We start from the raw sequence: 13,325 nt of genomic DNA, 5'->3' as shown, positions 1-13,325 counted from the left end.
GTATCCAATCTTCTACGCCAAAGACCTGGTAGGTCATCGAGAAATAGGAGTGGGGGACTAAACATGATTATTCTCCGGTTAAATGTGAAACAATAAATGGTAATTAAGGCATGCCGGGGATCGATCATATTGGTGTCGATCCCGGCAATGCTCAGGCACTACAGATAGTCTTTAATAACGGTTACTATCTGCCAGTGTGCAACGTTCCGTCTTCCAGTTCTTCAATGCCATATACAACATATTTCATGACGAAGTCCTTCTTTGAATGTCGTTCCACCTGGTAACCTGTCGTCATCACAACGTTGGAACGAAGCCCGCTGTGGTAACGACCTCAGGAAAACACAGCCGTTAAACGTTTACACGCTTGCGGCCATTGGGGAAAAATCCTGACTGCACATATGAACTATACCCTTCACAAAAGGCCATTCCGATGGCCATCGCTTTTGAAAGCGTACGCGGTTCCTTTCCTTTGGCGACGCAGACTCTCCCATCGGAATACAGATGACAGTCATTCACGTTAGTGCTCTGTGGATTATGCGGATGTTGGGAACAACTGATCTCATACGTCCCATTCCATTTTTGCCTGTACGTGACGGTATAGTTATCACTTCCGTTGACCCGGTAATGTTTGGTAACAGCCATTGTGTTAATGCTCCTTCTTCATAGGAAACCTGTTATAGTGAAACCCGAAAACGGGATTGAACTCGAACGGTAAAATATTATTTCGATGAAACTGAACTCGCTTTCGGGACAAAACCGTTTTTCTTTTCAGTTTGTGACTGACGAAATCGAAGCAGTTTTTGTAGTTCCTGGAAACAAAGAATCGCATGATCGATAGTTCCATCGGCAGACGAAATTTCGACCGCTTCCCCTTCGCGTCCTGCATATTCACACTTCGCTTTTTTGTGGTAACTGTGGATGGTATACATCGTTTATCAGACCTTTCTCGTTTGAGATGGGAACAGTAAAACTATTGGTTTGTTGTAATTTCTTTGATCTTTGACCAGAGCCATTGATGGATCAACACGAAAGGTATTTTGAGCGATGCAGTGGTCACTCCTGAAGCGATGTTGTTCTTCAGCAATCTCCACAAGGGATTTGCCTTTCGTTGAAGGATAATCAGACAATCGGGGGAGTTCCTTTCCGAAAAGCCTGTCGTTAAGGTATGTGTAGGCATCCTGAAAGCCTTGGTACGCATCCTTTATCAGTACGGAAATGTTCATGGCAAGGGCTCCTGACATGGATTGTGCAATCCATTTTCCCTGTGGTGGTCGGGAAATAGTTTCCTGCATGTCCTCGCCCACAAAAATTTGAAGGTGGAGGCAACCAACACCACAGGAACGGCACCAATCAACGTAGCTCCTTCGTAGAGAGCGACACCTAATGTCACACTGGCGTATCCAGCAAACTCCGTCACCGAAGCGGTCACGCCAGTCAGTTTGTTTGTTTGACTGACCATTTATGAACACCCCAGCATCGTGATGGCGATTACGATGAACCAGATGAACGCTCCACCGATGATGGCGAAAATTCCCAGGTCGTCATCAACCTTCTCCCATTTCTCCCACGTTCCGCTGTCGGTCTTTTTCCATTTGTCTGGCATCTGTTTTTCTCCTTTAATGGACGTGACTTTTTTACGTGTTTCACAAAGGTAGTCTTATTACAGCACCGATCTGTCCCGCTCATTCCTCCGGAATCATTACTTCGCAAGAAAATTTGGGATTTCTCATTTTTACCGGGACAAGCGTAGTGGCTCATGCGACTACGTCTGTAGAGACTCCTTCTTGGTCAGATAGAGGATGAACTGTCTTTCGATAGCATTGCGGCGATATACAAATAGAATTTCGGTAAGTTTACTTGACAATTTCCCATATCCTCAGGCAGAGTAGTATCAATCATTTTATTGTTATCCTCCCTGATGTATGGAAAACGACTCCACTTTCGACGACACACCAGAAGTACCGCCAGAACTACATCGGTTGTATGATGATTACCGACGAGCAAAAGGAATTCCGGAACTCGATATCGGCGTAGTTATTGACTACATTGATGGAGCGCTGCCAAATGAAGAAGTGAGGCAGGATGTCCAGTTCTTGATTGAGAACGACATTCGCTGGAAATGTGCATACGAAGAGTTTCGAGAAGTGTGCCATGAAGAGAGAGAGGATGGTTAGCATCAATGTCCAGTGATGATCTTTGCATCGAGCAGCTAACTGCACTGGGACCGGCCCTGTTACGGTATCTTGACGCAACGTGCCCTTCCTACATGGATACTGAAGGCCTTTGTCAGGACGTATTGCTGACCTTGTATGTGAATAGGAGCCAATGGAAGGGCATCGATAGCCTGGAAGCGTGGTCTATAAAAATCGCCAAAAACAAGGTGGTAGATGAACACAGGCGTGAAAGAAAACGAAGAAACTACAAAGATAAATATTCAGAATATCATGCGTTTCGCATTGCTTGCATGAACTCTTGTCAGTCCGATTTCTTTCACGACCTTGCCATCTTCCAATCAGGCCTTGAAGACCAGGAGAAAGAGATCCTTGGACTGTGGGTCGAAGGGGTCTCGTACAGTGAGATTGCACGAAAAACAAATAGTAGCAGCTCTGCAATAGGCAGATGCATCCACAGGATGAAAACAGCACTTGCATCCTTTCTTAGCAAGAACGGGTATGGCAATGAATAACAATTTCGATGACACACCAGAAGTACCGCCAGAACTACTTCGGTTGTACGAAGATTACCGACGAGCAAAAGGAATTCCGGAACTCGATATCGGCGTAGTTATTGACTACATTGACGGAGCGCTGCCAAATGAAGAAGTGAGGCAGGATGTCCAGTTCTTGATTGAGAACGACATTCGCTGGAAACGTGCATACGAAGAGTTTCGGGAGATTGCCGAGGCAACAGCACCTAACGCCCCTCACCCAGAGCAAGCACCACCAAGACGTCAAGGACTTACGGGAAAAGTGCTGCATGCGATTTTTCGCAGTCGCTCGACGATGGGCAAAGACGAGGGGAGTTCCCTGCCTAATCGACCAGTATTTCGTGTGAAGACGCAGCAACGGCAATCAGGGCACATTGCAGCAACTGCCCTCAGTCATAATGAAGGAACACCGGATACTGTGTTGCTGGCAGCAGAAGTGCAGCCAACAGATTGCCTGTGGCACCAAGGAAGTCCACCTGACACGACAGAACCAGCCATGGTAACATTGCTCTGGAAGTCTACCAGAGAAATGCAGGTTCGCCTTGAGGGGTTCCTGGAACCTGGCGAGAAAAGCATCATACATATTGGCTGGCACAGCAGTGACGGCACACGACTTGCCGAGGGAAAGCTAGAGGAAGGAAACGTTGTCAAGCTGGCTGTGCCGGATAATCGCGTGCCTCAACCGAAGGATTACATTCAGATCCAGCATAAATGGAAATCCGAGAAGAGGACGTGGGGTGTTTGTGTTGAGGTACAAGTTCCAGCAGTGGAGGGCGATATGCGATGAGTGTAAGCGAAGCGGTCAAACGCCTGCTAGACACAGAAGAAGGGTGTGCCATCATCCCGGCATTCTGGAAGCAGGCTGTCAAAGAAGCACTTGCTGAGAAACCTGAGTCGTGGGTGGAGCACCACTACACGCATCGTCTTCTCCCTTTAGTAAAATACACCGCACCTTTGCTGGAAGACGACACACAGCATCCCTTCTTTGCACATCTTTGCGAAGAACTGTCCGATGTTGGCGATTGCAAGCGTGCTCGGAAGCAGCTTGGAAGGATTGTCCAGACACAGCAGGACTGGTACGAAAGAGCAGCCGGTGTTTGCGGCCAGAATCCAGCTTTGAGCTTGTACTGTGCTGTGAATGCTTGGGCACATCCCGGTGATGGGGACGACACGAAGAAAGGGAGCCATTTGTGTCCGACTGTTTCGGCATTGATTTCACAGTCACTGACACAGCTTCGTTCTCTCGATATTGGTCTTTCATTCTTATCCGAGTGGCTTGGCATAAAATATGAACAAAAAAATGAGGCAGATTTCCTCGCAAGCGTGACACGCTCTCTTGCAGAAAAGACAGTTGAATGGAGAGTGTGGGCATGTGTAGGTGGCAGCCTATTGGCTATGTGCGAGCATGCAGGCAAAGATGGAGAATTTCTCAAGTCAGAATTGTACTCATGTTGGTGGGAGGAGACGTGGGGACACTGCCAAGCATCTTCTGAAACTGCACAAGATCTAGTTATCCTGACAACCCATCCTCTTGTAGGAAGCGTATTTCTACCTCGTTTTGCAAAGGATATTGCACATTCTCGTATTGTCAATGAATCAAAAAAGGCAGGTACTCCTAGTGATTTTTGGTTACCAAGAGACCAATTAATAGCAGAGAACTTGGAGCAACTGTATTTTGATTGTCCAACTTTTGCAGAGTTGTGCGACAAATGCATTTCGGCAACGAGGGTCACTGAAGTGGCAAACACCTTAGGAATAGTCGTCGAAGACGAAAATGCAATCAACGAGGGAGTGTTTCTTGACTGGGCAAGAACTCTTGATAGCAATCCTACAGGCCGACTCTATTGTGTTGGGTTGTATTGGGCATTGTCCATGGTAATTATTGATCCTCACACAGGACATGCTGCCACAGCCGAGGTTGCTTGGAGAAAAAACTCTGATGTTGCTTATCTCGATGCCGTCGCGTTCGCAATGGCGTCGATGGCGTTGACAGAACTTGGGTATCCCAAAAAAGCCCTCAATCTGTTGAACAAGGAGTTGGGGCTCCCTGTTGATGACATCTCCGCAGAATGTGCCATAACAACAGTTGGCGAGCACTACGGCACTGAAATTCTCCCACCGCTGATTGCGATATTACTAAACGACCCCGTGGCTGTTTACGAACTGCTTGCTTCCTGGGGCAGTGCGTTACAAAAAACGAGCGACAACGGGGGAAGTATTGCCGCTCGATATTTGCTCGACGCATGGCACTTCCGTGTTGTTATCCGGCATCATAGTGACGATAGTGATGTCATCAATATCTATGAAAATGATGACAATGATATAGACAACAGCGATGACATAGACAATATCTCAAAGGTAATGTCCAATGCAGTTACAGAGTTGGCGAAGCGTGAAGGGTGGGACATGGCCGGTGGGCCTATACCTGCAGTACTAGTTAATAGGACAAAGAACATTGGGGCAATATACCACAACGGTAGCCACTGGGTTGCACAAATAAGTTCGCTGGTGCCGAACCATGGGGACACAGCAGTGCCAATTTTAATGGCATGGGAAAAAATCGCGGTTGATTTCTACGACAACGAAGACTCGCTGGTTTCGGACATATCAAGGTCATCCCTACTAGCTCGCTGTAATGGCAATGGAGTAAGCATTCCTATTCCACCAGATGACAATGGTTTTATCCGTGATGAAACATCTTTCTCTCTCGGCATGCTCATGAATAGCCTTCAGGAATACAGTGCACACAGTATCCAAGTCGCAAGTGTGATACTCTACGAACAGCTGCTTTTTGGGATATGTGTTGAAGATTACGAAAGCCAAACAGCATTGCGAGAAAAGATAGCCCGTTCGGAGTTTTGGAGCATCTGTGACAAAGTTGCTGTCCAGCAAATCCGAAAGTTCATGGTGGCTGTTGATAACTCTGATAGCCGAGGCGCTAAATATGCATCGGCTTTGGGAGAAGCGGTCTTACAAGTTGACCCGGTATCAATTAGCACGCAAGATTTGGAGAAGGTGTCGTTGCCCGACTTTTTTACGTCGGGGGCGTTTGCAGATCGGGTACGCTTTGTATGCCAACTGGCAGAATTATGGATCGAGACGGGAGTAAAGCCGAAGATTGCTCCATACTGCCTTCTGGAGAAATACTGGCAAAGCGAAGCAACACTTGCAGGGATGGGGGCGGACTCTTTTCATCGAATGCTTGATTCCGATGTCGCGAGCACGATTATATCTTCGGAAATGCAATCAAACTCGTTCCCTCGTTCAGAATTTGTTATTTCCGGCAATGTCCATTGGGGGGTGGAAAAGTTGCGTATAGTATTATGTCGTTCCATCGCATATGCAGGAGATTCCAGCCGGGCGATTAGGGCAATGGCAGACCTATTGTGTCAAGTACTGCAAGACAAAAAAGGGGGGCATTGCACAGACCGCGTTTCGCAAGAGTCAGGTTTATCGGAAGACCTGATCAGACATGCAGTCTTTTCTTTGGCTGACATGTGTCTTCGTGACAATTGCCCAGATCAAGCAGTCGAAGCATTACAATCTTGGGCGGGTATATCATTTCGCGAGAGCGTTTACGAAATACAGGAAATACTCGAAAGTTCTGTAGAGAAAGCGTTATCACACAAGGAAATGCTTCTGATTGCCCGCACACTTGAAGCAGTGGGGGACAACAAATGTGCTACAAATCTTTTGGAGGCTGCTATGGGAGATAGGGCACATTGCATCGCTCACCGTCCACTTCTTGTCAAATCAGGATCTAGAGAATGGTTGGAAGCACTGCATCTCAGATTGCGTCTGATGTCTCCGATGGATTCTCGTTATCTTGTATTAGCTGAATCAGTCGTGAAATTTGTGCGAGAGCATCGTCATGACGTTTTACGTACTGTCACCCAACGGATAGAGTTCTATGAATCAGTACGTGGACTTATGAATGAGATCAAAAACAAAGGATGGCAGAGGTTTGACTCTCTGGCAGAGAGGGGGATGCATGAAGAAAAGCAGGCATTTGAAAAGACGTTGCTTGAGTGGATTGAACAGTTTGAAAATCGCTTGTTATTGGAACGATTAATAGACAGGCGGGGTCTAATACCTACAGCGATTCCCAACTGGAAACCAAATGCATGGGGCATGAGGAGTCCATGGGATGAAAAGACGTTAAAAGAGGGAGACTTGAATGAATATAGCGTTTGCCTGGGAAGTGTTTGTGTAGATGATACTAGAAAAGATGTAACGCTAAGTAATGGGAATACAATAGCAGAGCAACGGCCGAAGTTATTACAATCAATCATGGATTCTCCAACAACACTTGAGGAGCTGATTCCATCAAATACTGTTTGGATCCGTACCCTTACTGATTCAGATGGAAATATTCGCTGGTGGGCCTGGCGAAAAACATCAGAAGGGGTGTTGGAAAAACTGGTTTCAACAATATGTGATAGTTCCGTTTACAATTCAGATATAACCCAAGATGTCGATACAAACCCTTCTATGCATCTGATGTATGTAGGATATCTCAATGACTTGTTTACAGAGCTAGAATGGAATCGGCATCACGGGTTAGATCTAGAACATGTCGATTTGAACTTGGAGAAAACACTACACGATATCACCAAACTGGTTTTGGCAACGCTTGAAGAAGGCGAATGCGGACATGCTTCCGATATACCTTCGGCAAAAATAGATCTATTAAAAACCAGCCTATTTTCCTTAAAGCATATCAGCCCAATCGTGTGTCGTTTTGGTGTAAATTTATTAGAAGGGTTGGAGCACCGTTTATCTTTACAATCCATCAAAGCAAGCGTGGGTCTGTGGCAATATGTTGTTGCATCATTGCTAGCAACCAATGGACTAGCTACGGAAAATAGCCGGAGAAAAAAATTCGATGAACTCTTGAATGACATCATCTTTATGCTGTCAGAGCATTTTGATCTATCGGAACTCTGGAAACAAACTGAAAGGCAATTTTCCTGGTCAGAAACGGATGTTGTTTTTCAAGTGCAGGGTTCAATGTTCACATTGCCTTTATGTGCGATTGATTTTGGCGGAAAGCCGCTTTTTGAACAGGTCGCTTCAACAAGCACCATATTGAACTTGGCCTTACGCCATGTTACTGAACAGGAGCAACAACAGCAACAAATCGATGTGCCTCGAATACTGTCCGTGCAATGGGAGGAAGAACACAAACGGAGAAACTGTGTAGGACTGCCGATGCTTCATAAAAAACTGCACCAGTTGGCACAAGAATCAAACTGTGAGATATGGACTTTATCTGACGATCCACTGGCAACTCCAGAAAATGTTTCCCATGCAATCTCTAGTGGAAGATTTGGGTATGTTTATATAGGAGCACACGGGCTATTTGAGGAATCTGGAGTCAAGCTTGCTGGAGATGCACACGAAGGGATCTGGAGAGCAAGTGATTGTGATTTTTCTCAAGTTGATGTACTTACCCTTATGTCCTGTAGCGTTGGCCGATTATCACAGAATCCTGGCGAGGATGCACAGGGATTGTGTGCAACCATTGCTGGAAATGGAGGAAGAACAATTGTGGCTGCCAGGTGGAACGTTGCGGACATAGAATCGGCCCATCTCATTTCGGAGTTTGGTCGAGAATTGTCCAAGATCGAAAATAAACACCATCCTTTTATGAGAGCACGTGCATTAAATCAAGCTCGTAAAACAGCGTTGTCACAAGGCGTTTCGATGCATGTTGCAGCAGCCTTCGAATTATACGGTGTAGGGTGATGATTCCGGCTTAGCTAAAACCACACAGTATATTTGCATGCGTCAATGCGAAATCCTCTCCACGATGTTCATCCTCACTTGTCGCTTGCTGGAAAGAGAAGAATGCCAATCGCTGGTGCGTTGATTTTCCGTTGCATTTCAAAGACCGCGGTGTTGCTATCTCATTGGCCAGAGAAAATGGGGTGAATTTCATTTTTAACATTGCTTGCAACAAACTTGAGACATTGTACTCAAACAGTAAGAGGGTGCATCACCATTAGGAATACCCTCCAGTAAGCATCTGACAATGCAATTATGAAAACCGCTGGTGGAGTGTGGGGGAATCGAACCCCGTCCAGAGGCTGACAATCCTTTGGAGATCCAACCGGGTCTCGAACCCCGCTCTCATGAGCGGGGTTTCTTTTTGCCTTTGCTCCCACTTTCAGGCACTATTTATACTCCCTCTATGGCAAAGGAATTTTTCTCATATCCTGAGACCCAGCAACTGTTTCAAACTCTTGAAGAGATCACTCGACGCTCAAAGGTCAGCCGCGCACAAGCATTTGAAGACACCATTCGTGCTTCTGTTGCTGCCCTGGCTGCAGAGACGATGGAGTCGGAGTATTTCGATGCGATTAAGGCTCATACGAAGGGAGAGATAGGGGAGAGGGGAGTCGATCTGATGCCGGTGTTCCTGGCACAGACGATCGATGCCATGAGTCGTACAGACAACGATGTGCTGGGAGATCTTTTCCAAGGAAGTATCAGCTATGGCGAACACAGTCTTTATCTCACACCGCCATCCGTCGCTCAAATGATGGCAAGCATGACAAGTGATGAAACCGAGGATGGTGACGGCCGTGAGACTTTGATATCCGACCCGTGCTGTGGATCGGGAATTCCTCTCATCGAGGCGGGTAAACTCCATCCACAAGCTGAACTTATCGGGCAAGATATTGATGCCAGATGTGCTCGGCTCACAGCTTTAAATCTAGGTTTGCGACAGAAATATGGTTGGGTCATTTGCGGTAATACGTTAACCCGTGAAGTGCAATTTGTATATCGTATTGGTAGTTTCTTTCATGAAGGCGCGCAGGGACGTCGGCGAGGTGTTATTCGTGAAGTCCCACCGGAGCAATGTCCCGTACTTCCCGAATTACAACAACGCATTAAACGATATTTACTCGATACATTGGATGAGGAGTCCTCTCTCGTCCCTGTACCAGAGCAAAGCCTTCCACAGATTATTGAGATTCCCGATTGGGTATTGCGTTTAGAACAATGCTATCTACAACGAGAGCAGTCTGAAGATCGGCAGAAATCACCGATACATATATCTGAAGAAAATCGTGCGGAAAGGGACTCACAAAAGGGGCCAGCGAAGTCACAGAAGCCATCTCCTGGAGATGACGATGATCCTCCCAAGACGCAGCAAACGCTCTTTTAAAGTGTTTCCCTCACAGCAATCGTGCGAAGCCGCTTTTTCTTCAGCATCAGCCAAGGAGCACAGAATGAAAAACAAATCACTTGCGCGATAAGTCAAGATGTGGTTTACTTGCTCTCAATGAGAGATCCCGATTCCAGTAACTTTGGCATTCTTATTTCCTACATTTTGCCCGGGTTCATTGCGATGATTGGTATCAGCTTTCTTTCAGAAACAGTTCGAGTCTGGATTTGGGCGCCCTCAGATCAAAGTGCAACAGTCGGGGGATTCTTATATGTGACTGTATTTTCCTTAGCAGCTGGGCTTACGATTTCAACATTGCGGTGGTTGATCCTAGACCGGGTTCACCATCGCACCGGAATTCCGGAACCGCAACAGAATTTCGGTCGGCTGCAGGAAAACCTGACTGCTTATCAATACCTGGTACTGACTCATTACAACTACTACAAATTTCACAGCAATATGATGATCTCGTTTGCAATTCTCATGGCGTCCCGTCTGTTATGCCATAATACACTCCCGCTCTGGGTAATCATCGGGTTTCTCTTTCTCGAATGGTTATTTTGGCTCGGAGCACGGGATAACTTAAGAAAATATTATTCACAGGGCGAAGTATTACTGAAAGAGAACACTTCTTCGGTCTGCCCGCCCGAGACCTTTCCAGATGAATCTTCATCAAGTAGAGATTGAATATTGGGCCCATCCGGAATAAACTTATGTAATAGGTAGAAAAATAGATTTTTGTCCTAAGGAGACCAATAAATTACTTTGTGGTAAGAAACGCCACAATCACAATTTGAATTGACGCGCGAGCGTCAAGAACTGCTTCACGACAAATCGCCAACCTGGGCTTTAGCCCTTGAACACGAAAGCAGTCACTTGAAGCCGCGCCCCGTATGGGGCGTCGGCCATGTGCTGTTTCGTGTACCCTTTGGCGAGGGTGTCGTGAGTGGCTGTGGTACGGCGCTCCTTTTTTGCGCTTTCGCAACTGAAAACCACAATTGGTTCTTACTCGTGTGTCTGTCTGAATCACCGAAAGTGATGGTCACTTTCGAAATTCCGAGCAGATTTTCTGCTCATTATGTCAGAAGGAGTAGAGTCATGACCAATGGCAAATCACACGATCACAAAACGTCAGAAGGAACAAAGCTGAAAGAACAGGGAGCACAGCAAAAGCCCTCGGCTTCAACCTCTCCAGAGAAAGAGGAGAACCAGCCTCAAAAGTAAGTGAAAACTAAAGAGATAAGGGCGGTGAATCAGCAATGGTTTGCCGCCCGTTTCATTGAAGATGTCATTCGAAAAGGGGAGCCCACTTGCTTGTTATCTGTCCGATTAAACATAACGCGAATTATGATAACCACATCGTTCTTTCTTGGCTTAAAGAAGCCACTTCTATTTCTCACAAGAGAATATTTCTGTCTTCAATATATAAAATCTTTTTTTTAGTCAGATGATGATTTTGTGTCTGAGAAATGCCAACCATTGGAGTGTCTGGATAGAATTGTGAATTGCGTCCCAGTTTGACAACAAAGAGATTTTGTAGTCAGTATGTAAAGCGGATATAGGCATAGGTACTTTCAAGATCCTTTTCTGCCCGACTTGAGAGTTCTACTCGATGGTTCATGATGGGAACAATCGTTCGTAATCACGTGCTGCGTGAAGTACATGCACAATGTAGATATCACTGTCACTCACTTTATAGAAAATGAGGTAATTTCGCTTTACCGGCTTACACCGGAGGCCGGGACTAATATTCTCGACAGAAAAACCAATGTCAGATGATTTCCTGATGAGATCAAACGTGGCATCGATCTGAGCGAGAAGTTTGTCAGCTGCCGTTGGGTTATCGTTTGCGATGTATGACCAGATCGTAGCGAGATCATTCTTCGCCGCCGCAGTGAGAATAATCCTGGCCATCAGCTCGTTTCTGAGGCACGCTGTTTGTGCATTTCAGCCAGAAAGTCGTCCAGACTCCACTCGGCAACATCCCCTGTTTCGATCTGATCCAGGCCGGGTTGTAATCTGCGACGCAGATCTTCTTCCGAATACCCGAACCAATCCAGAACGACATCCGTTCGCATCAGGATAAACGAAGCTCCCTGCACAACACCCTCTCCCTCATCAAGGGCGTGCTGCTGTTCTTCGGTCAGATTGGGAATATCAGATTTCTTCATGCTGCTATTTTATCATTCTGCAGTCGGCAAGTCTACCGCTTTCCTCCGTTCGATCCGGTGTGAAATAGGTGAAACTGGGCTCCTCTTATTGAAAGCCCCTCGGTTCGGAACAAGCCATTGCTTCCAGTTGTTTTTTAAGTCGGGCACGAAACTCGTCAGTAAACGGCGGCAATCCCTCGATCACGCTATTCCGCTCTACGACTTCAAGAATATGCGCATGTCGCTCTGCTGCGTCACACAAATAGGGTGACGCCTCCCGTAATGTCGGTCCTGTTCCGAAGTTGTTCATGCCACTATTATACTATGCTACGGGAATTCTCCAAAATGAGGGCTTGGATTTTTCCTTCAAGCTCCTCAAAACACTGTGAAACGATTACGAAATCAGCCGAAGACAGAGGCAAGAACTTTCGCCGCGAAGTGGCAGCTAATTGATTTTATCTAAATCATCACGCTGCATTGAAAGACGGGCTGCATGGCGAACGGTAAGCACAAACACGATTTGCTCGCGAATGGTAAAAACAATCCGAAACGGCCCGTAAAGGGCCTGGCGGATTTCAGCTTTTACAAACTCGTTCTCGGGAGCCAAACCACAGGCTTCCGGAAAGGTTTCGAGGCAGGTCAGTTTTTCCTCAAGACCAGCTTTCCAGGCACTCGGATCTGCTGGTCCATGTTTGCGGATGTAAGCGTAGGCACCTTTAATATCCGCTTCTGCCCGGCGTGAAAGTTCCACCTGAAAAGTCATGCTTCGTCAAGTTCGGACAGGACATCACGGAATGGACGAGTCCGCCCGGCATCGACGTCAGCCAGCCCTTCGTCTAATGCTTTGAGGGAAGCGGCCAACTCCTCATCCGTACCAACCCCCAACATGTCGCGATAGATCTCAATCGACATAAGGATGTACTTTCGCCCTTCCTCGTCCACTTCCACCAGTCCGTGGTGTTGGTCGAGGGCATTCCGCTGTTCTTCGGTGAGTCGTGGTTTTAGCATGGTGTCAGTATAGCAGGAAGAACAGTGTTTTGTCATCAAGAAAATCAGGTCTTTCACAGGTCAGAAGAATCTGAAGTAAGCCACTAAAAGAGAGGACAATCCTCATATTTTGACAATGCAGCCTTCGAGGCTACCATTGCTTCTAACTGCTGCCTGAGCTGATTTCGGAACGCCTCAGTAAACGGAGGTAGCCCTTCAATGACACTATTTCGTTCTGCAACTTCCAGAATCAACGCATGGCATCGTCACGTAAAATGGTGACGCTTCTCGTAATGTCTTACCTGTT

At 46.5% G+C, this 13,325-nt stretch carries 16 protein-coding genes; 7 read left to right on the top strand and 9 right to left on the bottom strand.

Features of this window, described 5'->3' with window-relative positions; all coding sequences use genetic code 11:
• Positions 1–348 precede the first annotated feature (348 nt).
• The 4 genes from Enr17x_RS02040 to Enr17x_RS29440 all read right to left on the bottom strand — a co-directional run bounded on the left by Enr17x_RS02040 (position 349) and on the right by Enr17x_RS29440 (position 1,603).
• On the bottom strand, positions 349–642 hold the full coding sequence (locus tag Enr17x_RS02040; RefSeq protein WP_145305569.1) for a hypothetical protein: 294 nt from the start codon (positions 640–642) through the stop codon (positions 349–351).
• A 77-nt stretch (positions 643–719) separates the two neighbouring features.
• Complete coding sequence (locus Enr17x_RS02035) at positions 720–929, bottom strand: hypothetical protein (protein WP_145305568.1); 210 nt, start codon at positions 927–929, stop codon at positions 720–722.
• A 6-nt stretch (positions 930–935) separates the two neighbouring features.
• Entirely contained in the window at positions 936–1,223 is a 288-nt protein-coding gene (locus tag Enr17x_RS02030; protein ID WP_145305567.1) for a hypothetical protein, read from the bottom strand.
• Positions 1,224–1,459: 236 nt separating this feature from the next.
• A complete protein-coding gene (locus Enr17x_RS29440) occupies positions 1,460–1,603 on the bottom strand; it encodes a hypothetical protein (RefSeq protein WP_198000918.1) in 144 nt (47 codons plus the stop codon).
• 319 nt (positions 1,604–1,922) lie between these two features.
• On the opposite strand from Enr17x_RS29440, the gene Enr17x_RS02025 reads away from it, so the two are divergent.
• The 7 genes from Enr17x_RS02025 to Enr17x_RS30225 all read left to right on the top strand — a co-directional run bounded on the left by Enr17x_RS02025 (position 1,923) and on the right by Enr17x_RS30225 (position 11,105).
• Positions 1,923–2,174 carry a hypothetical protein gene (locus tag Enr17x_RS02025; protein ID WP_145305566.1) on the top strand — a complete coding sequence of 84 codons (252 nt, stop codon included), beginning with the start codon at positions 1,923–1,925 and terminating at the stop codon, positions 2,172–2,174.
• Positions 2,175–2,179: 5 nt separating this feature from the next.
• Complete coding sequence (locus Enr17x_RS02020) at positions 2,180–2,686, top strand: RNA polymerase sigma factor (RefSeq protein WP_145305565.1); 507 nt, start codon at positions 2,180–2,182, stop codon at positions 2,684–2,686.
• Positions 2,673–3,494 (top strand): hypothetical protein, encoded by an 822-nt coding sequence (locus Enr17x_RS02015; RefSeq protein WP_145305564.1) that lies wholly within the window; start codon positions 2,673–2,675, stop codon positions 3,492–3,494. Before Enr17x_RS02020 ends, Enr17x_RS02015 begins: the two co-directional genes overlap by 14 nt.
• Positions 3,491–8,455, top strand: a complete 4,965-nt coding sequence (locus Enr17x_RS02010; RefSeq protein WP_145305563.1) for a CHAT domain-containing protein — start codon at positions 3,491–3,493, stop codon at positions 8,453–8,455. The genes Enr17x_RS02015 and Enr17x_RS02010 overlap by 4 nt, the downstream gene beginning before the upstream one ends.
• Positions 8,456–8,858: 403 nt before the next feature.
• Positions 8,859–9,881: an N-6 DNA methylase gene (locus Enr17x_RS02005; RefSeq protein ID WP_145305562.1), complete on the top strand. Its 1,023-nt coding sequence runs from the start codon at positions 8,859–8,861 to the stop codon at positions 9,879–9,881.
• A 273-nt stretch (positions 9,882–10,154) separates the two neighbouring features.
• Complete coding sequence (locus Enr17x_RS02000) at positions 10,155–10,568, top strand: hypothetical protein (RefSeq protein WP_145305561.1); 414 nt, start codon at positions 10,155–10,157, stop codon at positions 10,566–10,568.
• Between the two features lie 411 nt (positions 10,569–10,979).
• Positions 10,980–11,105, top strand: coding sequence for a hypothetical protein (locus Enr17x_RS30225; protein ID WP_261343412.1), 126 nt, complete (start codon positions 10,980–10,982; stop codon positions 11,103–11,105).
• 393 nt (positions 11,106–11,498) lie between these two features.
• Here Enr17x_RS30225 and Enr17x_RS01995 read toward each other — a convergent pair whose 3' ends face one another.
• The 5 genes from Enr17x_RS01995 to Enr17x_RS01975 form a co-directional block, all read right to left on the bottom strand.
• A complete protein-coding gene (locus Enr17x_RS01995; RefSeq protein ID WP_145305560.1) occupies positions 11,499–11,795 on the bottom strand; it encodes a type II toxin-antitoxin system RelE/ParE family toxin in 297 nt (98 codons plus the stop codon).
• Entirely contained in the window at positions 11,795–12,052 is a 258-nt protein-coding gene (locus Enr17x_RS01990) for a hypothetical protein (protein WP_145305559.1), read from the bottom strand. The genes Enr17x_RS01995 and Enr17x_RS01990 overlap by 1 nt, the downstream gene beginning before the upstream one ends.
• A gap of 85 nt (positions 12,053–12,137) precedes the next feature.
• Entirely contained in the window at positions 12,138–12,341 is a 204-nt protein-coding gene (locus Enr17x_RS01985) for a hypothetical protein (protein ID WP_145305558.1), read from the bottom strand.
• Between the two features lie 135 nt (positions 12,342–12,476).
• Positions 12,477–12,782, bottom strand: a complete 306-nt coding sequence (locus Enr17x_RS01980; protein ID WP_198000917.1) for a type II toxin-antitoxin system RelE/ParE family toxin — start codon at positions 12,780–12,782, stop codon at positions 12,477–12,479.
• Positions 12,783–12,790: 8 nt separating this feature from the next.
• Positions 12,791–13,075, bottom strand: a complete 285-nt coding sequence (locus Enr17x_RS01975) for a hypothetical protein (protein WP_145305556.1) — start codon at positions 13,073–13,075, stop codon at positions 12,791–12,793.
• Between the last annotated feature and the right edge of the window lie 250 nt (positions 13,076–13,325).

This window comes from Gimesia fumaroli (assembly GCF_007754425.1).
Taxonomy (GTDB): Bacteria; Planctomycetota; Planctomycetia; order Planctomycetales; family Planctomycetaceae; genus Gimesia; species Gimesia fumaroli.
The sequence above is the reverse complement of the archived record's forward strand: the minus strand, read 5'-3'. Positions and strand labels throughout refer to the sequence as shown.